The sequence below is a fragment of the Curtobacterium sp. PhB25 genome (genome assembly GCF_004365375.1).
Lineage (GTDB): Bacteria > Actinomycetota > Actinomycetes > Actinomycetales > Microbacteriaceae > Curtobacterium.
Window position 1 is genome coordinate 1 of record NZ_SODR01000012.1, and the last position, 20,899, is coordinate 20,899.

Genomic DNA, 20,899 nt, shown 5'->3' on the forward strand with positions numbered 1-20,899 from the left:
ATCCGCTGCCCGGGGAAGAACCGTGGCGGACAAGATCCCCGGGTAAACCCAGTGACCGTCTCAGCCGTTCCGTTCTCCGCCGCCGTGGCAACGAGAGGTAACACTACACAGGCTCCGGGGGCCTCGCCAACCGTGGTTCCTCCCGGGCGTGTCGGCCCGGGAGTCCCCGTCGGCGGCGTGGCTACTCCGCTGCAGCGAGCTGCCCGCAGGCCCCGTCGATCTCCTTGCCGCGGGTGTCGCGCAGGGTCGTCGGGATGCCCGCGGCGTTGAGCCGGCGGACGAACTCGTCCTGCACGTGCACCTCGGACGAGGTCCACACGGAGCCCGGCGTCGGGTTGAGCGGGATCGGGTTGACGTGCACCCAGCCCTTGCCGCGCTTGTTGAGCTTCTCGGCGAGCAGGTCCGCGCGCCAGGCGTGGTCGTTCATGTCCTTGATGAGCGCGTACTCGATCGAGACCCGGCGGCCCGTCTTGACGTAGTAGTTGTGCGCGGCGTCGATCGCCTCGTCGGCCTTCCAGCGCGAGTTCACCGGGATGAGCTCGTCGCGGAGCTCGTCATCAGGGGCGTGCAGCGACAGCGCGAAGGTCACCGGGATGTTCTCGTCCGCCAGCTTGAGGATCGCGGGGACCAGCCCGACCGTCGAGATCGTGATGCCACGGGCACTCATCCCGAGGCCGTTCGGCTGCGGCGCGACCATCAGCCGCACGGCGTCCATCACCCGCTTGTAGTTGGCGAGCGGCTCCCCCATGCCCATGAACACGATGTTCGTGACGCGCTCGGCGTCGACGCGGTCCTTGCCGCCCTTGCGGGGATCGCCCCCGAGCTCGCCCGCGGCGATGGCCGCGTTGGCCCGGACGATCTGCTCGATGATCTCGGCGGTGGACATGTTGCGGGTCAGCCCCGCCTGGCCGGTGGCGCAGAACGGGCAGTTCATGCCGCAGCCGGCCTGCGACGAGACGCAGAGCGTGATGCGACCCGGGTACCGCATGAGCACCGACTCGACCAGGGCGCCGTCGTGCAGCTTCCACAGGAACTTGATCGTGTCGCCGTTGTCCGTCGCCAGCCGCCGGGTCTCGGTCAGCAGGGGCGGCAGCATCCCGGCGACGAGCTGCTCGCGCTGGGCGGCCGGCAGGTCGGTCATCTTGTCCGGGTCGGACGTGTAGTGCGTGAAGTAGTGGGTCGCGAGCTGCTTCGCGCGGAAGCCCGGCAGCCCGAGTTCCTTGACGCGGGCCTCGCGCTCCTCGGCCGTCAGGTCGGCGAGGTGCACGGGCGGCTTGCCGCGCTTCGGCGACGCGAACTGCAGCAGCGGACGGCCGTCGGTGTCGGTCGCCTGCTTCCAGCCCTCGGTGCGCGGGCGCACCTGCGGACGAGCAGACTGCTGCTGTTCGAACGGGGTACGGGTGTCGGAAGCCATCAGGCCAGGATACGGGAGGCCCGTGACACGTCGGTGCCGGACCCTCCGGTGGCCGGGATGGTCACCGTCGACGGCCCCGCCTGCGTCGGATCAGCTGCCGGCGGGCAGCAGGCGCGCGAAGTGGTGCGCGGCCGAGTACATCGGCACGATGTCGACGACCTCGCCCGGGTGCGGTGCCTGCAGCACGAGTCCCTGGCCGAGGTACAGCCCGACGTGGTCCTCGTCGTCGTACACGACCATGTCGCCGGGCAGCGCCTCGGACTCGGGGATCGTCGTCGCCGCGGCGTCCTGCGTCGGGACGTAGTGCACGAGCGGGATGCCGACCGCCGCGTACGCGACCATCGTCAGGCCGGAGCAGTCGATGCCCTCGTGGCTCGCGCCGCCCTCGACGTACGGGTCCCCCATGTACTGCAGGGCGGTCTCGACGATGGTGGCGCGGTCGCCGCCGACGGACAGCGCCGCCGACAGGGCCGACTGCGCCTGGGCCGTCGTCACCCCGAAGCGCAGGTCGAGCGTCGGGTACGAGACGACCGTGGTCGTGGTGGTCATGCCGTCGGTCGTGACGACGGGGACCTTGACGTCGTGCGCCACGGTGAAGGTCTGCGCGGCCTGCGAGGTCGTCGTGCCCTGCTGCGTGTCGACCGGGGTCGCCGCGTTCGCCGGCACGGCCAGGGTCAGGCTCGAGGTCACGGCGATCGCGGGCGCGAGCAGGATCGCGGCACGCTTGGCGTTCGCGGTGCGGCGGATGTGCCGCGGGTCGACGGCCCGCTCGGCACGCAGGACGGCCTTCCGGCTCAGGACGGCCGCACCGGCGCTCGAAGCGACCGGGAGCGGACGCGGCTGCATCCGGACGGTGCGGGTCGGCTTCGGGTGCTCCACGAACGTGGCCCGGGCAGCAGCGGGACCGAGGGCCGAGCGACGACCACGGGGACGGGACAGCTGCGGCTGCGGAGACGCCGGAGCGGGTTCCACCGCGGTGTGCGGGGTCCCTCGCGAGGGCTGTCGGTCTTCGGCTGCTGCAGGCAGGGCGTGGCGTCCCATGGGTCCTTCCGGGTCGGGACCGCTGGGCGATCCGGAAAGTAACGTATTGGTCACGGGGCGGATCGAGGCTGGGCAGTCCCGGAGTGTTCCTGCGGCTCGTCACAGGAACGGGCGGTCCTCGCAGGTCGCTCAGATGCGGCGGATCCGCGCCCAGGGGCCTGAAGACCCGGCCTCAGACGGACGCGACCCGCATGACGGCGGCGATCCGGGCCTCCCGGTCGGACGACAGGCGGTCGAGGCGAGCCGCCAGCGCCACGACGGACGCGTCCACCGGGGCGTCCCCCGAGATGTCCCCCGGCACCGGGACGCCGGCGCGGACCGCGAGCGGCAGCACGCCGGCCCAGACGGCGTGGTCCTCACCGTCGTCCGCGGCCTCGCCGTTGCCCTGGAACCGGACCTTCACGCTCGCGCGGTCGAGGGGCAGCTGCAGGACCTGGGTGGCGCGGACCTCCTTCGGGGTCATCTCGCGGACCTCGTCGCGGCGGCCGGGCATGAGGTGGTCGGAGACCTGCCAGAGCGCCTCGGTGCGAAGTTCAGGCGGCACGACCGTCGCGGCGCCCGCGATCATCGCGCTGCGGTAGTTCGCCGAGCTGTCGAAGGTCGAACGGGCGAACACGAGCCCGTCCAGGTGCGTGACCGTCGCTGCGACCTGCACGCCGGTGGCACCTGCTTCGAGGAAGAGGCCGCCGCCGGTCGATCCGTGCAGCAGCAGGACCGGGCCGGCGCCGAGGTCGCCGACGCCGCACAGGAAGGGCAGCACGATCGGGTGGCCGCCGCGGACGAACCCGACGTGGGCGAGGTGGGCCTCGGCGAGGATCGCCCGGAGGACGGCGGGGTCGTCGGACTGGCGCTCGCGGATGCGTCGGACGCGCAGGTCGGGGCCGTCGACGGGGTTCGGGGTGCTCATGCGGGCCACGCTAGGTTCGACAGTGGTCCGGTGCGTGGACCAGATCGAGGTGATCGTGGTGGACCAGTCCGGCAAGACCGCAGGGGTCGTCGAGCGCATCCGGCGAATGGTCCACGACGGCACGCTGCGCGAGGGCGATCCGCTGCCCTCGACCCGGGCGTTGGCCGCCGAGCTCGGCGTCGCACGCGGAACGGTCGTCGCCGCCTACGACCAGCTCGACGGCGAGGGCTGGATCCGGACGCGGCACGGTGCCGTGGCGCGGGTCGTCGCGTCGGCTGGCACAGGCGACGTGGCGAGCATGGGCGGCCGGGGCGGCGCCGTTGGGGACTTGCTGCCAGCGTCGGACCCGGGTGCGACGGCGATGGCCGCCGCCCGGACCATCGACTGCCGCCCCGGGGTCCCCGCCGTCACCGCGATCGCGCAGCGGGACTGGCGCGCGGCCTGGCGGGCGGCGGCCGACGCCCCACTGCGGAACGCGGTCGCGGACCCCCTCGGCACCGTGGAGCTGCGAGCGCAGGTGGTCGCGCAGCTCGGCCTGAGTCGCGGATTCGCGCCGTCGGTCGACCGGGTGCTGCTGACCGCGGGGACCTCCGAGGCGTTGTCGCTCGTCACCGAGGCGCTCCGCGTGCACCTCGGTCGCGCACCCGTGTTCGCGGTCGAGGACCCGGGGTACCGGACCGGTCAGCGTGCGGTGCTGAGCGCGGGCGGGACCGTGGTCGGCATCCCGCTCGACGACGACGGGATGGACCTCGACGCCCTGACCGCCGCATCGCCGGTCGACGTCGTGCTCGTCACACCGACGCACCAGTACCCGCTCGGTTCGGTGATGCCGGTGGCGCGACGGCAGCGGCTGCTCGCCTGGGCTGCGGCGACGGGCACGCTCGTGGTCGAGGACGACTACGACTCCGAGTTCCGGCACCGCGGCAGCCCCGTGCCCGCACTCGCGGCGCTCGATGCCGAGGGGGTGGTGCTGCACGTCGGCGGGTTCTCGAAGACGCTCGACCCGCGGCTGCGCTGCTCGTACGTCGTGCTGCCCAGGGCGGCAGGCGGGCCGGTCTGGGCCGGGGCCGTGGCCGGGGTCGTCGACGCGGTGCTCGCTGCCCGTCGTGCCCGCGGCGCGGTCGTCGCCGAGCCCGTGCAGATCGCGCTCGCGCACCTGCTCCGGACCGGTGCGCTCCGCCGGCACCTCGGCCGGGTCCGGCGCGACTACACGCACCGTCGCGCCCGGATCGCGGCGCGGCTCGACGGCGTCGCCGGACTGGAGGCCCGTGCCCTGACCGGCGGACTGCACGCGGTGGTCGTGTGGTCGGGTCCGGCGACCGGGCAGGAGGTCGCGGCGCGGATGGCCGGTGCCGGCGTGCTCGTCTCGACGCTCGAGGAGTACGGGATCGCTCCGGGCAGCACGCCGGCCGGGGTCGTGCTGGGGTACGGGGCGGTGACGGTGCCGGAGCTCGACCGTGCCCTCGATGCGCTGATCGCGTCGGTCGAGCGGACCGAGACCGTTGCGTGACCCTGGTGTTCTTGGTGCCCCGATGCGCTCTGGCCGCCGGACGAGTCGCGATCAGCCGCCGGACTGAGCGGTCGCCACCACGTTCGATCCGGCCTGCTGGCACGCGGTGTTCAGGGTGCGCCCGACGAGCTCCCACTCGGGGCTGTCCTGGAGCGCCGGCCCCGACGCGGGTGCCGGGTGGGCGTCGAGGTACTCGAGCGCGTAGTCGATGGCGTTGTCGAGCCGCTCGTCGGTGCTCGACAGGTGCTCGTACCCGAAGCGCTCCGCCGCGATCAGCGCCCCGTACTGCGCATCGGTCAGGGCACCGCGGGAACGACCGTCCGAGGCGTTCAGGGCGATCGTCGACAGCGCGCTGATCTGCCCGCAGACGGCCGCGGCGCTTCGGTCCTCCTCCATCGGGTCCACCGTGGGGGACGCCGCCGGTGCGTCCACCGCTGCGTCCGCCGACCGAGCGCTCGACGAGGTCGGCGCCGGGGCCGACGAGGCGTCGGCCGAGCACGACGACAGGGCGACGGATGCGAGCAGTGCGCCGACGACCAGGGGCAGTGCGAGTCGGAGAGAAGCCACACCCGCCATCGTGGCAGCGCCGTGGTCACGCACGGGGCGTCGTGTCGAGATCGAGACCTCGTCGATACCGGATCGTGAGCAAGCGGGCGAGCCGGTGGTCAGGGTCGCTGCAGGTGTGCGCGCATCTGTTCTTGCACGGCGGCGGCGTCGCGGTGGTCCCAGAGTGCGAAGTGCGTGCCACCCGGCAGCGTGACGAGCTCGGCGCCGGGGATCGCTGCGGCGGCGCGGGTGCTGTCGTCCGGTCGGACCTCGGTGTCGGCGTCGCCGTGCACCAGGAGCGTCGGGGCCCGGACTGCACCGAGGTCGAGCGACTCGACGGCCGCGAGCTGGCGCACGTCGTTGTCCCAGCCGGCGCGTCGGGGTCCGGAGGCGTTGCCGGTCCGGGCGAGGCCGAGCAGGAACGCCCGCCGCTCCGGGTCGGCCAGGACGCCGGCGACGTGTTCCCGCAGAGCACCGCCGCGCAGGGTGCTCACGCCGGCCACCGCAGCGCGAGCCGCGGCAGCCGGGGCGGTGCGCGCAGCGGCCGCTGCCAGACCGGCGCCGAACGCGGTGTCGGTCACGAGTCGTGCGGCGGGTCCCGCCGGCCCGGGGACCCAGCGACCGGACACCCCGGAGGCGACGGCGAGCGCCCTGGTCCGATCTGGGTGGCGGACCGCCAGTCGGTACGCGGCCGGAGCACCACCGGACCAGGCGAGCACGCCGACCCGGTCGATGCCGAGGTCGTCGAGGACCCCGGCGAGCTGGTCGGCCTCGTCGTCGATCGTGGGGTGCTCGGCGTCGAGCCGGGTGCCGAGGTAGCCCGGTCGCGAGACCGTGACCACGCGGAAGTCCTCGGACGGCAGGAACGTAGCCATCAGCTCGGCGACGTCGATGCCACCGGGGCTGCCGTGCAGGACCAGTACGGGGACGCCGCTGTCGGAACCTCGGGTCCCGACCTCGACGCCACGGGTGACCGCTCGGGTCGAAGGGGGCATGAGCCGACGATACTGCTGGCCCCAAAGCGGCGTCGGTGGCGGGGTCAGCGGGCCTCGGGGCGCGCGGAGCCGCGGGTGCTCACGAGGTCGGCGAGGGACGGTTCGGCCTCGTCGGTGGGCACGGCCCAACCACGTCGGGCGGCCTTGCGGACGAGACGGTAGGTGGTGACCTGGACGGGCTCCACCCCGTCGGCGGATTCGTAGTTCGTCATCGTGGTTTTCTCCCTGAATAGCGAGTGGTTCGCTGCAGCCGAAAGTACCCGGACGCCGTACCCCCGGACGGGGGCCTGCGTTCCATGGCCAAAGGCCGGAGAGCGCGACGATCGGGCTCACGCACGCCGGCCTGACGGGGCTGCGCCGGGCCTCCCGGTCGGGGTGCAGGTGCGTGCTGCGAAGGCGACAGATCTCGTCGGCCGCGCGCCGTCACATTCGCGAAAGCGACAGTGTGCCGCGAACCGTTGGCGGCACACTGTCGCTTTCGCGGAACGGCCCCGCCCGGCCCCGCCGCGGAACGGCCGCGGTCAGAGGCTCGTCATGCCGCCGTCGACGCGGAACTCGGCGCCCGTCGCGTAGGACGACTCCGCGCTGGCCAGGTAGACCATGATCCCGGTGACGTCGTCGGGGGTCCCGGGGCGACCGAGGGGCGTGCGGGCGACGATCGCGGCCCGCGCTTCGGGGTCGCCCGAGATCGTCGAGACGAGCCCGGTCTCGGTGTAGCCCGGCACGACGGTGTTCACCCGGATGCCGTCCCGCGCGTAGGCCATCGCGGTCGCGCGGACGAGCGAGTGGATACCGCCCTTGGTCGAGGAGTAGGCCGCGAAGTCCGCACCCTCGCCGTTCAGCCCGGTGGGTGAGCCCGTCGCGATGATCGACCCGCCGCCGCCGGCCGCGAGCATCGCCCGGACGGCGTGCTTCACGGTCAGGAACGTGCCCGTCAGGTTCACCGCGACCGTGCGGTTCCAGGTGTCGAGCGACACGTCCGCGACCGCAGCGTCCTGCCCGAAAAGTTGCACGCCGGCGTTCGCGACGACCACGTCGGGCGTCAGGTCGCGCTCCGCGAGGGCGGCGAACCCGGCCGCGACGCTCGTCTCGTCGGCGATGTCCATGGTGAGCGGCAGCGCGAGCGCGCCGGCTGCCGCTGCTGCGGCGCCCGCCGCCGTCGCGTCCCGGTCGGCGTAGACCACGCGCGCTCCCTCGGCGACGAACCGGTCCGCGATCGCACGGCCGATGCCGGAGCCCGCCCCCGTGACGAGTGCGGTCCTGTGGTCGAGTCGTGCGGTCATGCGGGAACTCCGTCCTGGGAGCGTCGTCGCTCCACGGACCCATCATTGCCCAACCGGTTGACCGGTGGTAGTCATGAGCCATGACTCTGACGTCGATGGGCACTACGGTGTCGATCGGTGCGTGGCGGTTCACGCTGCGCGGTGCCGAGCTCGCCGACCTGGCGTACGACGGCGAACCGGCCCTGCGGGCGATCCGCTTCGTGACGCGTGACCACGACTGGCGCACCGCCGACGACACCGTGCTCACCCAGACGCTGTCCTCCGGCCCAGGCAGCAGCGGGCGCCTCCGCATCGAGGCCAGCGCCCACTATGACGACACCGAGGTGCTCCGGTACACCCTCGAGGTCACCGTCGACGGCCCCACCCTGCACGTCGACGCGGTCGGCACCACGACGACGCCGTTCCGCCGCAACCGCATCGGCCTGGTCGTGCTCCACCCGCCGACCCTCGCCGGCGTGCCGTTCACCGCGCGGCACCCGTCCGGCACCGCCACCGCGGCCGCGTTCCCGACCTGGATCGCGCCGCACCAGCCGGCCGCCGACCTGTCGGGGCTGGACTGGTCGACGGGTCGGGTCGCGCTGACGCTCGACTTGGCCGGCGACGTGTTCGAGACCGAGGACCAGCGCAACTGGACCGATGCCTCGTTCAAGACCTACTCGACGCCGCTGTCCGAACCGTTCCCCGTCGCGCTCGACGCGGGTTCCGTGGTCCACCAGTCGCTCACGCTGCGCGCGACGACGGACGACCGACCGGGAGGCACGGCCTCCCCCGCCCCGGACCTCGCGTTCCTGGACGGGCCGGCTCCCACCGCGGTGGTCACCCCGCCGCCGACGCTCCAGCTGCTCGCTGCCTCGGCCCCGGCGGCTGGGCGCCCTGCCGACGCGCGCCCACTCGGCGTGCCCGTCCTGGTCGAACCCGTGCTCGGCGATCCGAACGTCGGGGCCGTGCTGGCCTCGGCGCGACGCGATGCGGGTGGCGGTCCGCTCGACGTCCGGTTCGTCACCGACGACCCGGATCGGCTGCGTGCCGCGATCGACGACGTGCTCGACTCGGGCGCGGTCGTGCGGATCGGCGCGTTCGACCCGACCTCGCACGTGACGACCCCGGCGCTGCAGCAGGCCCTGCGTGACGCCGCGGCTGCTGTGGGCGACCTCGAGGTCGTGGCGGGCACCCGCGCGCACTTCACGGAGCTGAACCGGACCGTCGACCTGTTCCGCGACTGGGACGGGCCCCTGACGTTCAGCGTGACGCCGCAGATGCACGACCGGTCGCCCGAACAGGTGACCGAGTCGATCCGGATGCAGCGCTGGGTGGTGATGAGCGCCTCCAGGCTGGCCGCCGGCAGGGCGCTCCACGTCGGACCGGTGACGCTGCGGCCACGGTTCAACGCGGTGGCGACCTCCGCGCGCCCCGTCGTGACCGATGCGACGGTCGAGGCCGGGTACGGGCCGCAGTTCGTGGCGGACGCGACCGATCCGGCGCAGCACTCGGCCGCGGCACAGGCGTGGTTCGCGGCGTCCGTGGAGGCGCTGACGGTGCCGGGGGTCGCCTCGATCACCCTCGCCGAAGCCTGGGGACCCCGCGGCGGGCCGCTGCCGGGGTAGCGGGCGGTGAGTACCGCGAAAGCGACAGATTCCCGCCGATGGTCGGCGGGAATCTGTCGCTTTCGCGGATCAGACGAACGTCAGCGGCGGACGGCGTCGATCTTGAGCATCTTGGCGATGACGCTGTCGAGCTCGCTGTCGTCGAAGACCTGCTTCCAGTCCTCCTTGATGAGCTTCTCGCGGCCGTAGCCCATGGCGATGTGGCAGGCGTCCGAGAACGGGTTCGAGCCGCGCAGCCCGTTGGTCAGCGCGATCCAGGTGTGGCCGTAGAGCATGGCGCGGGCGGCCTCGCGGGGCACGCCGACGCCGGTGACGGTCTCCTCGAGGGCGTCGTTGAGGAAGTCGCCGATCATGCAGGCGATCGTCTCGACCAGGGTCGGCTCGAGCACGGCCAGCTGCTTCACGGTGACCCAGTGCACCTGGATGACGGGGGCGTACATGGTGGTGATGACGGCCTCGGCGATCGCCTTGGCACGGTCGTCCTCGTCGCCGAGCGACTCGGACGCGTCGAAGGCCGCGATGACCTCCTGCGGGGCGGCGATGCCGCCGAAGGTGTCGTCCCACTCGGCCTTGGTGGTGCGCTCGAGGAACACCGACGGGTGGCACGGGTGCGCCACGGCGTAGTGGATGTCCTCGCGCTTGGCGAGCAGTCCGGCGTAGGCGGCGGCCGGGTCGAGCGTCAGGATGCTGGCACCCGACTTCATGACCGGGACGACCTGCTCCGAGATGGTGCCGAGCAGGACGTCCGGCACGGCGAGGATGACCACGTCGGCGACCTTGGCAGCGTCGAGGCTGTCGGTGAGTGACCGGCCGAGGGCCTGGATGCGCTCCTGCCCGGCGGGCGAGGCCTCGCTGTAGAGCGTCGTGTACTCGCTCTTCGCGAAGTTGTTCGAGACGCGGGTGCCCATCTTGCCGCCGGCACCGATCACGGCGACGGTGACGTCGGCCGTACCGGATCCGGCAGCGACGGTGTGGGGGGTGGTGACGGTGTCGGTCATGATTCCTTGCTCCTGATGTGCTCGATGGTGTGTTCGGTCCACGCCGCCTCGATGCGGGTGGTGGTCTGTGCGGGCGTCTCGCCCGGTCGTGGTTCGGCGCCCGCGTGCTCGTCCTGCCAGGGCAGCCAGAACTCGATGACGCGGTTGATCCCGCGGGCGTCGGGGTCGATCGCGGCGCGGATGCTGTCGTGGTCGACGACCCCGGTGCCCATCGGGACGCCGGTGTACTGGAAGCCGACCCACCCCGGCGACCGGGTGAACCCGGAGTCCTTGACGTGCCAGTTGACGACGTGCGGGGCGGTCATCGCGACGACGTCGGCGGGGTGTTCGAGCCGTGCGACGGTGTTCGCCGGGTCCAGGCAGATGCCGAGGTGGTCGGAGCCGATCGCCTGGACGACCGCGACGAGGTCGGCGGTGGCCACGAACTCGTAGGTCTCGAGGGCGAGCGTCACCCCGGCCGCCTCGTAGGCGGGGAGCGCCTGGCGCAGACGGCGTTCGGTCTCGGCGGCGTCCGGCTGGTCGTCGCCGCTCGTCCACATCGACCGGACGAGCGTCGCACCGAGCACCTGCGCGACGTGCAGGTACCGAGCGAGGTGCGCCGGGTCGGTGCCGCGGGTGCCGACCTCGAGCGTGAGCCCGAGGTCGTCGGCCAGCGTCTGGATCGCGCCCAACCGGTTGTCGGACGCGGTGTCGAGCGGCAGGTGGTCGCAGATCTGGAACAGGTCGACGCCGTCGTGGGCCGCGGCGTCGCGTAGGGCGTCGTCGAGGGACAGCGGTGCCAGCACACGGTCGGACATGCGCCAGAAGTAGGCGTAGGTGGAGAGGCCGAGCAGGGAGGTCACGCCGGTGCTCCGTCCTGCGTCGCAGCCAGCGCCTCGGCTTCGTCGAGGATCGTGCGGATCGCCTCGGGGTCGTGGGCGAAGCGGCCGAGGAACAGGCCGCCGATGCCGCCCCGTCCCCGGGTGAGCAGGCCCGGCCCGGCGCTGCCGCCGTAGATGACGACCGACCCGGCGAGCTCCGGCCGGTTCGCCAGGTGCTGCTCGATGCCCGCGAGCACCGCGACGATGTGCTCGTCGGGAGCGGGCTGCGGTGCACCGATGGCCCAGACCGGCTCGTAGGCGGCGATGACCGGTCCGGCGAGCCCGTCGGCGACGGCCGTTGCGACGAAGCGGTCGAGCTGCGCGGTGACCTCGGCGACGGCAGCGGACGGATCGCCGTCGGCCGCGCGGTCGGTCTCACCGATGCAGATGAGGGGACGCAGGCCGTTGCGGAAGGCGGCGTGCACCTTGCCGGCGATGTCCTGGTCGGACTCGTGGAACAGGGAGCGACGCTCGGCGTGCGCGATCTCGACCAGGTCGACCCCGACCTCGCGGAGTTCGCGGCCGGACACCTCACCCGTGAAGGCACCCTCGTCGGCCCAGGCCAGGTCCTGCGCGCCGAGGAGCACCGGGGTGCGCTCGAGCACGGCGTGCACCGGCACGAGCGACGGGAACGTCGGGATGACGAAGAGTTCGACGGCGCCGGACTGCACCGCCGGGTGGGTCCGGGCGATGTCGGCCACGGCGGCCGCCCACTCGAGCGTCCGGGCGTGCCCGAAGTACATCTTGAGCGACACCCCGATCGTGATCGGGGCCGCCGCCGTGGTCGCCGGCATCAGGCGTCGGTCCCGACCGGGGCCGAGCCGTCGTAGGCACAGATCGCGGCGACCTTCGACGCGCTGGCGGAGGACGGGTCGAACGTGTAGCCCAACCACTCGCGAGCCATCCGGCGGGCGACCTCGACGCCGACGACCCGCTGGCCCATGCAGAGGACCTGGGCGTCGTTCGACAGGACCGAACGCTCGACGCTGAACGAGTCGTGCGCGGTGACTGCGCGGATGCCCGGGACCTTGTTCGCCGCGATCGCCACACCGAGGCCGGTGCCGCAGATCAGGATCGCGCGGTCGGCCTCACCGTTCGCGACGAGTCGTGCAGCATCGACCGCCACGTGCGGGTACTCGGTGTGCCCGTCCGCGTCGACGCCCACGTCGGTGACGCTGACCACGCGCGGGTCCTTCGCGAGGTCGGCCTTGATGATCTCCTTGTAGTCGAACCCGGCGTCGTCCGAGCCGACGACGATGCGGAACTGCTGCTCGGTCATGGGGGGCTTCCTTACTTCTCGGCCAGCGTCGCGAGGACCGCGGCGGTGATCAGGGCGAACGAGATCGCGCCGGCGTCGGGGGTGCCGACCGCGTCCTCGCCGTGGGTGCGGGCGCGGCCCATCTTCGGCAGCAGGTCAGCGGTCGCGTCGGCGGCCGCAGTCGCCGCGGCGGACGCGGCCGACCAGGCACGGACCAGGTCGTCGCCGGCCGCGACGCGGTCGGTGAGGACCTGGTCGAACGGGACGATCGCGTCGACCATGGTCTTGTCGCCGGGGACGGCGCCGAACGCGAGGACCGCCTCGGTGGCGGCGTGTACCGCGCTCTGGACCGTGGCGGCGGTCGGACGTGACGCGTCCCCGAGGACGCGACCCAGTGCCTCCAGGGCGGCTCCCCAGATCGCGCCGGACGTGCCACCGGCCTTGTCGGACCAGGCGTCTCCGGCGATCGCCAGGACGCTGCCGGCGCCGGCGCCGCGCGTCACCGCGTCCGAAGCGGCGCGGTCCGCGGCGGTGGAGCCGCGCTGCATCCCGATGCCGTGGTCGCCGTCGCCGGCGACGGCGTCGATCCGACCGAGCTCGTCGGCGTGGTCGTCGATGGTGGTGCGGATGGCCGTGATCGCCTCGGCGACCCGGGCGGCGGACGCCTGCGACGCCTCGGTGCCGGGCGTGACCGGTGCCTGCTCGTCCGCGGCGAGGGCCTCGGGTGCGACCGGCTGTTGCGGGACGGCACCGCCCTTGCGGTACGCGGGGCTGTCGGCGGGCGCGCCCCAGAGCTGCTCGAGTTCGTCGTCGAGCCAGAAGAGCGTCAGCGAGACGCCGGCCATGTCGAAGCTCGTGACCAGTTCGCCGACCTCGGGCTCGACGACGACGGCACCGGCCGCCGCGAGCCCGCGCTGCACGGCGCCGAAGACGACGAAGAGCTCCTCGTACTTGACGCTGCCCAGGCCGTTGAGGATCGGGACGACGCGTGCCCCGTCGACGACGACACCGGATGGCAGCTCGGTGAGCAGCTTGTCGACGAGCAGGTCGGCCAGTCCGGACGCGGTGGGGACGTCGGCCTCGGCGATGCCGCGTTCGCCGTGGATGCCCATGCCGATGGCCATCCGGCCCTCGGGGACGGTGAAGAGTGGTTCGTCGGCACCGGGCAGGGAGCAGCCGGAGAAGGCGACGCCGAAGCTGCGGGTGCGGTCGTTGGCGCGGGTCGCGATCGCGGTGACCGCGTCGAGGTCGTCCCCGCGTTCCGCTGCGGCACCGGCGACCTTGAAGACGCAGAGGTCACCGGCGATGCCACGACGCTTGTGGGCTTCGGCGCTCGGGGCGGAGGCGACGTCGTCGGTCACCCGCACGGTGCGGACGTCGATCCCGCTGTCGGCCAGTGCCCGCGCCGCGGCGTCGAAGTTGAGCACGTCGCCGGCGTAGTTGCCGTAGCTCAGCAGCACGCCGCCGCCGTGCTCGGACGCCTTCGCCACCGCCGTGACCTGCTGGGCGCTCGGGCTGGCGAAGAGGTTCCCCATCGCCGCACCGGCTGCCAGACCGTGCCCGACGAGTCCGCCGAAGGCCGGGTAGTGGCCGGAGCCACCGCCGACGACGAGCGCGACGGTCCCCTCGGGGCTGGTGGTCGAGCGGGCGACGCCGCCGTGGACCTTGCGGACCCGGGCCTGGTTCGCGGCCACGAAGCCGTCGACCATCTCGTCGGCGAAGTCGGCCGGGTCGTTGAACAGGCGGGTCATGCGTGGCTCTCCTGGGTCGTGGTCGTCGTGGCCTGCGCCGCAGCGTCGGCGTCCCGTCGTTCGTTCCGCTTGGTGTTCCGACCGAGCACGAACATCAGCACGCTCGACAGCACCATGAAGAAGCCGACGATGAACATCGGGACCTGGTAGCCGCCGGTCCACCCGCTGACGACGCCCGTGATGTACGGGGCGGCGAACCCACCGAGGTTGCCGATCGTGTTGATGAGCGCGACTCCCGCGGCAGCGGCGGCACCGGTCAGGAACTGCGTCGGCACGGTCCAGAAGTTCGGCAGCGCGGCGAAGATCGCACACGCGGTGACCGCGATGACGGCGATCGTGGCGGCCGGGCTGTTCATGTAGAGCGCGACCGGGATGCTCAGGCCACCGACGAGCGCGGGGACTGCGATGTGCCAGACCCGGACGCCACGGCGGAAGGCGTCACGCGACCAGAAGTAGAGGACGACCGCGGCGGGGACGTACGGGATCGCCGTGATCATGCCCTTCTGGAACAGGTCGAACGTGGTGCCGAACTGCTCCTGGAAGCCGTCGATGATCGTCGGCAGGAAGAAGCTCAGTGCGTAGAGGCCGTAGATGAAGCCGAAGTAGACCGCGGCGAGCATCCAGACGCGGCCGGAACCGAAGGCTGCACGGAGACCGCCCTTGGCGTGCCCGCCTCCCCCGCCCTTGGCCTTGTTCTCGGCTGCGAGGGCACCCTCGAGCCACAGCTTCTCGTCCTCATCGAGCCACTTCGCCTGCGACGGCTTGTCCTTGAGCACGAAGAGGCACAGGACGCCGACGATGATCGCCGGGATCGAGACGCACAGGAACATGAAGCGCCAGCCGGCCAGGCCGCCGAGCATGCCCTCGTGGGTCATCAGCCAGCCGGCGAGCGGGGAGCCGATGACGCTCGTCAGGGGCTGGGCCAAGTAGAACAGCGCGAGCATCTTGCCGCGGTGCCGGGCGGGCACCCACGTCGACAGGAACAGGATCGCGCCGGGGAAGAAGCCGGCCTCGGCGATGCCGAGCAGGAAGCGCAGCCCGACGAGCTGCGGGTAGTTCTGCACCCACGTGAAGAGCAGCGAGACGATGCCCCACGTGATCATGATGCGCGCGAGCCAGATGCGCGCGCCGAACTTGTGCAGCGCCAGGTTGGAGGGCACCTCGAGCACGAGGTAGCCGATGAAGAACACGCCGGAGGCGAACCCGAACTGGGCGGCGGTCAGACCGAGGTCCGCCTCCATGCCGTTCGGGGCCGCGAAGGAGATCGCGGTGCGGTCGAGGAAGTTGATGAAGAACATCAGTGCCACGAACGGCACGATGCGGATCGCGATCTTGCGGATGGCCGTCTTCTCGACGACCGAGGTGGGGATGCCTCGCGTGGCGGGGATGTCCACGATGACTCCTGCTCGGTGGGGGTGGTACGACTCCGACCCGTGCTGCTGCGCCCGGACGGAGCGGGCGCATCGGTGCGCCTGGTCCAGTGTGCGGATTCAAATCCGACTTGTCAACCGGTTGACCAAACCATTCCCAGTGCCTCGAAGCCCAACCGGTTGACCGAACGGTACGCTCACTGCATGCCCGCGTTCAGCCCGGACGACCCCCTCAACATCCGACTCGAACTCGAGTCCGTGCCCGCGGGGTCGCCCGCCTCCGAGGTCGCCCGACAGCTCGTGTCCCTGCTCACCGCGGGCGAGCTGGCCCCCGGTTCGCGACTGCCGTCCGAGCGGATCCTGGCCGAGCGGCTCGGTGTCGGCCGCTCCGCCGTTCGCGAGGCCCTGGCGGCCCTCGAGATCCTGGGGATCGTGCAGATCCGGCCCGGCTCGGGCACGTACCTGCAGGGCGGCACCTCGGACCTGCTGCCGACGACGCTGTCGTGGGGCCTCATGCTCGCGTCGAACCGCACCCGCGAGCTGCTCGAGGTCCGGTCGTCGCTCGAGCGCACGGTCGCGATCCTCGCCGCGCAGCGCGCCACGCCCGAGCAGGTCGCGGAGCTCGGCGAGTACCTCGTCCGGCAAGAGGCCACGCTCGACGACCCCGAGGCCTTCATCGACGCCGACGTCCGCTTCCACGTCCTGCTCGCCCGGGCCGCGGGGAACGACGTGCTCGGCGACCTGCTGCAGAGCCTGCGCTCGATGCTCAGCGTGTGGGTCGGCCGCCGCGTGCAGACCCGCCAGGCCACGGAGGCCGCCTACGACGAACACCGCGCGATCTACGAGGCGCTCCGGGCCGGCGACGTGCCCGCCGTGCAGCGTGCGATGGACGAGCACATGGCCACGGCGAGCGCCCGCATCGAGAACGCGGAGCCCATCCCTCCCGCCGAGTAGCGGGGCGCGTGCGCTTCGTGAGCAGAAATGGTCGGGTCCGTGGCGCCGACCCGACATCTTCTGCTCACGATCGGGCGGCCGGGAGGCGCGGTGCGGGTCCGGCTCGCACCGTGCGACGTTGCCGGGGCGGCAACAGGGCTTGGGTCGGGCCCGGCGGGTGCGCTGGAGTGGGCGGATGCATGCACACGAGACCACGACCGATGGCGTCGGCTCGGCCCGCGACTGGTGGGAGCAGCGGTACGCCGAGCGCGACGGGATCTGGTCGGGTCGGGTGAACGCGGTGCTGGCCGACGTCGCCGGGGCGCTGCCGACGGCGCCGGGCGGCGGTGCGCGCCGCGCGCTCGACCTCGGCTGCGGTGAGGGCGGCGACGTCGTCTGGCTCGCCGAGCAGGGTTGGGACGCACTCGGGGTCGACCTGTCGGTGACGGCGATCGAGCGCGGTTCGCGGGCGTCCGTGTCGGCCGGGGTCGAGGAACGGACGGCGTTCGTCGCTGCCGACCTCGCCACGTGGGAGACGGCTGCGCGCTTCGGCCTGGTGACGGCGTCGTTCCTGCAGTCGTGGCCGGTGGAGATCCCCCGCGCGGAGATCCTGCGCCGGGCGACCGGGTTCGTCGCGGGCGGTGGGCACCTGCTCGTCACCGCGCATGCCGCCCCACCGCACGACGACCTGCCGGCCGAGATGCGGGAGTACCGGTTCCCGACGCCCGACGAAGACCTGACGGCCCTGCAGCTCGACGGCTCGTGGGACGTCGTCGCCGCCGAACTCCGGCCGCGCACCGCGACGACTCCCGACGGCGACCCGCACGAGGTCCTCGACAGCGTGGTGCTGGTCCGCCGCGCGCGCTGACGACGACTGCAGCGCCGGACGGTGCAGCGCCCGGCAGTCAGCGCGGGAGCGGGACCGCGGCGTCGAACGCCTGCACGACGCGGGCCACCACCTGGGCGGGCGGAGTGTCCCAGATCGCCTGGTTGAAGAGCTCGACCTCGACGTCACCGATGTACCCGGCAGCGACCACCGCGTCCGTCACCGGCCCGAAGTCGACGTGGCCGTCGCCCGGGTAGCCCCGGGACAGCAGCGAGTCCGCCGCGATCGGGGTGATCCAGTCGCACACCTGGTACGACGCGATCCGCCCGGCAGCCCCGGCGCGGGCGATCGACCCCGCGAGTGCCGGGTCCCACCACACGTGGAACGTGTCGACGACGACCCCCACGGCAGCGGCCGGGAACGGCGCCGCCAGGTCGATCGCCTGCGCGAGCGTGGACACCACGGCACGGTCGGCGGCGTACATCGGGTGCAGCGGCTCGACGGCGAGCTGGACACCGGCGTCGAGGGCGTGCGGCACCAGGTCGGCGAGCGCATCGGCCACCCGGCCCCGGGCGTCGACCAGGTCGCGCGACCCCTCGGGCAGTCCCCCGGCGACGAGCACGAGCACGGGCGCCGAACCGGGTGCTCCGGCCGCGGCGAGGGCGGCGGTCTCGTCGATCGCGCGGCGGTTGTCGTCGAGCGCCCGCTGCCGCGCGGTGCCTGGCGGGAGGGTGAAGAAGCCTCCGCGGCAGTGCGACGACACCCGGAGCCCGGAGTCCGCGACCATCCGGACGGCCTCGGCGAGACCGACCTCGGCCACGGGCTCCCGCCAGGTGCCGATGGCTCCTACTCCGGCCACCGCCACGGTGTCGAGCGCCTGCCGGAGCGGCGCGTACTTGATCGTCGCCTGGTTGACCGACAGCCGCGGATGCGGCGCAGCGCCGGCGGACCGGACCGGCGTGACGGCGTCCGCCGCGGTCGTCACGCGACCACCTCGGCGACGGTGCGGTCGGCGGTGGGTGATCCGGGCCTCCCGGTCGACCGTGTCTCCACGCCGGCCACCGCGAGCAGCGCGTGCCAGCGCGAGGCGGCGAGGTCCGGGTGTTCGAGGGCGCCGCAGGCGTTCGCGAGCCGGATGGTCTCGGACAGGTGCGGCAGGGAGCGGCCGGCGTGCTGGCCGCCCACCATCTGGAAGGCGGGCTGGTGGCCGTTCAGCCAGGCGAGGAAGGCGATGCCGGTCTTGTAGTGCCAGGTCGGGGCGCTGAAGACGTGGCGGGAGAGCGCCTCGGTGGGGGCGAGGAGGGTGCGGTAGGCGGTCTCGTCGGGCAGGGCCTGGACGGCGGCGGAGGCGATGGGGGCGATGGCGGCGAAGGCGCCGAGGAGGGCGTCGGAGTGGGCTCGGCCCCGTGCTCCGGCTCGGTCTCCGGCTCGGTCTCCGGCCCGGTCTCCGGCGATCAGGTCCACGTAGTGGAAGTCGTCGCCGGTGAACATCCGCGCGGTCGCGGGCAGCTGGGAGCGGAGGGCGACCTCGGCGCGGGCGTTCAGCAGGCTCATCTTGATGCCGGAGACCTTCGGCCCGGCGTCGCGCATGATGTCGAGCACGGTGTCGGGGCCTTGCTGCCCGCCGAAGTAGCCGGCGAGGGCGGGGTCGAAGGCCTCCCCCAGCCAGTGCAGGACGACGGGGGCGCTCGCCCGCTCGATGACCCGGCCGTAGACGCGGCGGTAGGTGCTGGCGGCGGCGTTGCTGCTGTCGCTGTCGCTGTCTGCGCGCTGCGCGAGTCGGGCCAGGTGGCGGCTCGCCATGAGCACGACGCCGGCGCCGGCATCCTCGGCGTGGTGGAGCTGGGCGACGTAGGCGTCGACGACCTGCTGCTCGGTGGGCAGGTCGTCCCCGTCGTCCGGCAGGTCGTCGGTGTTCACGCCGACGACGATGCGGCCGCCGACGGACTGCGCCTCGCGGGCGCTGCGGGTGATGAGCTCGCGCGTCGCGGCCGGGTCGAGGCCCATGTTCCGCTGCGCGGTGTCCATCGCGTCGGCGACGCCGAGTCCCCACGACCACAGGTGGTGGCGGAACGCGAGGGTGGCGTCCCAGTCGAGGTCGGCCGGGGCGCCGGGGGTGTTGTCGGCGGCGGCGCGCGGGACGACGTGGGCGGCCGCGTAGACGAGTCGCTCGGTCAGGGGTGCGGTCGGCTTGGCGGCGGCCGTGACTGCCGGCGGGTTCAGGGCCGCCCGACTGGTCGTGCCGTCGGCGGCGAGGAGGGTGAGGTCGGTCATGCGCGTGCGCCGACCGTTTCGGTGTGCTGGGCGACCTCCGGTGTCTCGATCTGGAGGCGCGGCTCGGCCCCCGTGGGCAGGTGCAGCTCCGGCAGGTCCACGCGTCGACCCTCGGTGTTGGACCGCAGGCCGGCCTCCGCCAGCGCCACGCCGCGGGCACCGGAGAGCAGGTCGTAGGGGTGCGGGCGGCCGGCGACCAGGTCCTGCAGGAAGTCCTCCCACTGGGCGCGGAACCCGTTGCCGAACACCTCGTTGTCGGGGACCTCGAGCCACTGCGCCCTGTAGTCGCGGTCGTCCTTCAGGTCGGGGTTCCACACCGGCTTCGGCGTCGCTGTCCGGGGCTGGATGCGGCAGCCGAACAGCCCCGCGACGGCGCTGCCGTCGGTGCCGTCGACCTGGAACTCGACGAGCTCGTCACGGTCCACCCGGACCGCCCAGCTCGAGTTGATCTGCGCCGTGATGCCGCCGGCCAGGTCGAAGACCCCGTAGGCGGCGTCGTCCGCGGTCGCCGGGTACTCGTGGCCCTGCTCGTCGGTGCGCTGCTCGATGTGGGTGACGGCGCGGGCGTACACGGACTCGACGCGGCCGAACAGCTGCTCGAGCACGTAGTTCCAGTGCGGGAACATGTCGACGACGATGCCGCCGCCGTCCTGCTGCCGGTAGTTCCAGCTCGGGCGCTGTGCGGTCTGCCAGTCCCCCTCGAACACCCAGTAGCCGAACTCGCCGCGGACGCTGAGGACCTTCCCGAAGAACCCGGAGTCGATCAGGCGGCGGAGCTTCCGGAGGCCCGGCAGGTAGAGCTTGTCGTGCACGACGCCGTTCGGCACCCCGGCCTCGGCGGCCAGTCGGGCGAGCTCGAGTGCTTCCGAGGAGGTCTCGGCGGTCGGCTTCTCGGTGTAGATCGCCTTGCCGGCGGCGATCGCCTTGCGCAGCGCATCGGCGCGGGCGCTCGTGACGGCGAAGTCGGCGAAGACGTCCCAGCGCGGGTCGGCGAGGGCGGCATCGAGGTCGGTCGTCCAGTGCTCGAGGCCGTGGCGGGTGGCGATCTCCTCGAGCTTCGCGGCGTTGCGGCCGACCAGGATCGGTTCGAGCTGCACGCGGGAGCCGTCCGGCAGCCGGAGTCCGCCGTCCTCGCGGATGGCCAGGATCGACCGGACGAGGTGCTGGCGGTAGCCCATGCGTCCGGTGACGCCGTTCATGATGATGCCGATGGTGCGCGTGGTGGTCAACGCGTGCTCCCTTGCTCGCTGTGGCCTGCTCTCCGCGTGGTGGAAAGCGCTTGCCCGGAACCGTACACCACGCCCGGCGCGCTGCAGTAGTACCCGAACA

Annotated in this window: 20 protein-coding genes; 4 read left to right on the plus strand and 16 right to left on the minus strand. The window is 72.8% G+C overall.

Annotation, left to right across the window (positions count from 1 at the left end; translation table 11 throughout):
• Window positions 1-181: 181 nt before the first annotated feature.
• The 3 genes from rlmN to EDF51_RS18230 form a co-directional block, all read right to left on the minus strand.
• Complete coding sequence (gene rlmN, locus EDF51_RS18220; protein WP_111086542.1) at window positions 182-1,414, minus strand: 23S rRNA (adenine(2503)-C(2))-methyltransferase RlmN; 1,233 nt, start codon at window positions 1,412-1,414, stop codon at window positions 182-184.
• A 90-nt stretch (window positions 1,415-1,504) separates the two neighbouring features.
• Window positions 1,505-2,455, minus strand: coding sequence for a C40 family peptidase (locus EDF51_RS18225; RefSeq protein WP_134195939.1), 951 nt, complete (start codon window positions 2,453-2,455; stop codon window positions 1,505-1,507).
• A gap of 172 nt (window positions 2,456-2,627) precedes the next feature.
• On the minus strand, window positions 2,628-3,362 hold the full coding sequence (locus EDF51_RS18230) for a pyridoxamine 5'-phosphate oxidase family protein (RefSeq protein WP_134195941.1): 735 nt from the start codon (window positions 3,360-3,362) through the stop codon (window positions 2,628-2,630).
• Window positions 3,363-3,396: 34 nt separating this feature from the next.
• Between EDF51_RS18230 and EDF51_RS18235 the strand changes: the two genes are divergently transcribed.
• Window positions 3,397-4,872: a PLP-dependent aminotransferase family protein gene (locus tag EDF51_RS18235; RefSeq protein ID WP_166673591.1), complete on the plus strand. Its 1,476-nt coding sequence runs from the start codon at window positions 3,397-3,399 to the stop codon at window positions 4,870-4,872.
• A gap of 51 nt (window positions 4,873-4,923) precedes the next feature.
• On the opposite strand, the gene EDF51_RS18240 is transcribed toward EDF51_RS18235, so the two are convergent.
• The 4 genes from EDF51_RS18240 to EDF51_RS18250 all read right to left on the minus strand — a co-directional run bounded on the left by EDF51_RS18240 (window position 4,924) and on the right by EDF51_RS18250 (window position 7,696).
• Complete coding sequence (locus tag EDF51_RS18240) at window positions 4,924-5,439, minus strand: hypothetical protein (protein ID WP_131922683.1); 516 nt, start codon at window positions 5,437-5,439, stop codon at window positions 4,924-4,926.
• Window positions 5,440-5,537: 98 nt separating this feature from the next.
• A complete protein-coding gene (locus EDF51_RS18245) occupies window positions 5,538-6,413 on the minus strand; it encodes an alpha/beta hydrolase (protein WP_134195945.1) in 876 nt (291 codons plus the stop codon).
• Between the two features lie 44 nt (window positions 6,414-6,457).
• Entirely contained in the window at window positions 6,458-6,625 is a 168-nt protein-coding gene (locus tag EDF51_RS20060; protein ID WP_159572230.1) for a hypothetical protein, read from the minus strand.
• A gap of 309 nt (window positions 6,626-6,934) precedes the next feature.
• A complete protein-coding gene (locus tag EDF51_RS18250; RefSeq protein ID WP_134195947.1) occupies window positions 6,935-7,696 on the minus strand; it encodes an SDR family NAD(P)-dependent oxidoreductase in 762 nt (253 codons plus the stop codon).
• A gap of 80 nt (window positions 7,697-7,776) precedes the next feature.
• Between EDF51_RS18250 and EDF51_RS18255 the strand changes: the two genes are divergently transcribed.
• On the plus strand, window positions 7,777-9,300 hold the full coding sequence (locus EDF51_RS18255) for a hypothetical protein (protein WP_134195949.1): 1,524 nt from the start codon (window positions 7,777-7,779) through the stop codon (window positions 9,298-9,300).
• Between the two features lie 80 nt (window positions 9,301-9,380).
• On the opposite strand, the gene EDF51_RS18260 is transcribed toward EDF51_RS18255, so the two are convergent.
• Genes EDF51_RS18260 through EDF51_RS18285 form a run of 6 tightly spaced genes read right to left on the minus strand, consistent with a single transcriptional unit; the run spans window position 9,381 to window position 15,561 of the window.
• Entirely contained in the window at window positions 9,381-10,298 is a 918-nt protein-coding gene (locus tag EDF51_RS18260) for a phosphogluconate dehydrogenase C-terminal domain-containing protein (protein WP_134195952.1), read from the minus strand.
• Window positions 10,295-11,140 (minus strand): sugar phosphate isomerase/epimerase family protein, encoded by an 846-nt coding sequence (locus EDF51_RS18265; RefSeq protein WP_134195954.1) that lies wholly within the window; start codon window positions 11,138-11,140, stop codon window positions 10,295-10,297. Before EDF51_RS18265 ends, EDF51_RS18260 begins: the two co-directional genes overlap by 4 nt.
• Complete coding sequence (locus EDF51_RS18270) at window positions 11,137-11,952, minus strand: triose-phosphate isomerase family protein (protein ID WP_134195956.1); 816 nt, start codon at window positions 11,950-11,952, stop codon at window positions 11,137-11,139. Before EDF51_RS18270 ends, EDF51_RS18265 begins: the two co-directional genes overlap by 4 nt.
• Complete coding sequence (locus EDF51_RS18275) at window positions 11,952-12,437, minus strand: ribose-5-phosphate isomerase (protein ID WP_134195958.1); 486 nt, start codon at window positions 12,435-12,437, stop codon at window positions 11,952-11,954. Before EDF51_RS18275 ends, EDF51_RS18270 begins: the two co-directional genes overlap by 1 nt.
• Window positions 12,438-12,448: 11 nt before the next feature.
• Window positions 12,449-14,167 (minus strand): dihydroxyacetone kinase family protein, encoded by a 1,719-nt coding sequence (locus EDF51_RS18280; protein WP_134195960.1) that lies wholly within the window; start codon window positions 14,165-14,167, stop codon window positions 12,449-12,451.
• Entirely contained in the window at window positions 14,164-15,561 is a 1,398-nt protein-coding gene (locus EDF51_RS18285; protein WP_131881665.1) for an MFS transporter, read from the minus strand. The genes EDF51_RS18280 and EDF51_RS18285 overlap by 4 nt, the downstream gene beginning before the upstream one ends.
• Window positions 15,562-15,741: 180 nt before the next feature.
• Between EDF51_RS18285 and EDF51_RS18290 the strand changes: the two genes are divergently transcribed.
• On the plus strand, window positions 15,742-16,491 hold the full coding sequence (locus EDF51_RS18290; RefSeq protein ID WP_111086527.1) for a FadR/GntR family transcriptional regulator: 750 nt from the start codon (window positions 15,742-15,744) through the stop codon (window positions 16,489-16,491).
• 175 nt (window positions 16,492-16,666) lie between these two features.
• On the plus strand, window positions 16,667-17,338 hold the full coding sequence (locus tag EDF51_RS18295; RefSeq protein ID WP_132100814.1) for a class I SAM-dependent methyltransferase: 672 nt from the start codon (window positions 16,667-16,669) through the stop codon (window positions 17,336-17,338).
• 37 nt (window positions 17,339-17,375) lie between these two features.
• Here EDF51_RS18295 and EDF51_RS18300 read toward each other — a convergent pair whose 3' ends face one another.
• Genes EDF51_RS18300 through EDF51_RS18310 form a run of 3 tightly spaced genes read right to left on the minus strand, consistent with a single transcriptional unit; the run spans window position 17,376 to window position 20,769 of the window.
• Complete coding sequence (locus EDF51_RS18300; RefSeq protein ID WP_134195962.1) at window positions 17,376-18,281, minus strand: sugar phosphate isomerase/epimerase family protein; 906 nt, start codon at window positions 18,279-18,281, stop codon at window positions 17,376-17,378.
• On the minus strand, window positions 18,278-19,570 hold the full coding sequence (locus EDF51_RS18305) for a DUF993 family protein (protein ID WP_134195964.1): 1,293 nt from the start codon (window positions 19,568-19,570) through the stop codon (window positions 18,278-18,280). The genes EDF51_RS18300 and EDF51_RS18305 overlap by 4 nt, the downstream gene beginning before the upstream one ends.
• Complete coding sequence (locus EDF51_RS18310) at window positions 19,567-20,769, minus strand: Gfo/Idh/MocA family oxidoreductase (RefSeq protein WP_243837162.1); 1,203 nt, start codon at window positions 20,767-20,769, stop codon at window positions 19,567-19,569. Before EDF51_RS18310 ends, EDF51_RS18305 begins: the two co-directional genes overlap by 4 nt.
• Window positions 20,770-20,899: the final 130 nt, after the last annotated feature.

Coding starts and splice junctions, on each gene's coding strand:
- rlmN (WP_111086542.1), bottom strand. CDS start 1,414: ATGGCTTCCGACACCCGTACCCCGTTCGAACAGCAGCAGTCTGCTCGT.
- EDF51_RS18225 (WP_134195939.1), bottom strand. CDS start 2,455: ATGGGACGCCACGCCCTGCCTGCAGCAGCCGAAGACCGACAGCCCTCG.
- EDF51_RS18230 (WP_134195941.1), bottom strand. CDS start 3,362: ATGAGCACCCCGAACCCCGTCGACGGCCCCGACCTGCGCGTCCGACGC.
- EDF51_RS18245 (WP_134195945.1), bottom strand. CDS start 6,413: ATGCCCCCTTCGACCCGAGCGGTCACCCGTGGCGTCGAGGTCGGGACC.
- EDF51_RS20060 (WP_159572230.1), bottom strand. CDS start 6,625: ATGACGAACTACGAATCCGCCGACGGGGTGGAGCCCGTCCAGGTCACC.
- EDF51_RS18250 (WP_134195947.1), bottom strand. CDS start 7,696: ATGACCGCACGACTCGACCACAGGACCGCACTCGTCACGGGGGCGGGC.
- EDF51_RS18255 (WP_134195949.1), top strand. CDS start 7,777: ATGACTCTGACGTCGATGGGCACTACGGTGTCGATCGGTGCGTGGCGG.
- EDF51_RS18260 (WP_134195952.1), bottom strand. CDS start 10,298: ATGACCGACACCGTCACCACCCCCCACACCGTCGCTGCCGGATCCGGT.
- EDF51_RS18270 (WP_134195956.1), bottom strand. CDS start 11,952: ATGCCGGCGACCACGGCGGCGGCCCCGATCACGATCGGGGTGTCGCTC.
- EDF51_RS18275 (WP_134195958.1), bottom strand. CDS start 12,437: ATGACCGAGCAGCAGTTCCGCATCGTCGTCGGCTCGGACGACGCCGGG.
- EDF51_RS18280 (WP_134195960.1), bottom strand. CDS start 14,167: ATGACCCGCCTGTTCAACGACCCGGCCGACTTCGCCGACGAGATGGTC.
- EDF51_RS18290 (WP_111086527.1), top strand. CDS start 15,742: ATGCCCGCGTTCAGCCCGGACGACCCCCTCAACATCCGACTCGAACTC.
- EDF51_RS18295 (WP_132100814.1), top strand. CDS start 16,667: ATGCATGCACACGAGACCACGACCGATGGCGTCGGCTCGGCCCGCGAC.
- EDF51_RS18305 (WP_134195964.1), bottom strand. CDS start 19,570: ATGACCGACCTCACCCTCCTCGCCGCCGACGGCACGACCAGTCGGGCG.
- EDF51_RS18310 (WP_243837162.1), bottom strand. CDS start 20,769: ATGAACGGCGTCACCGGACGCATGGGCTACCGCCAGCACCTCGTCCGG.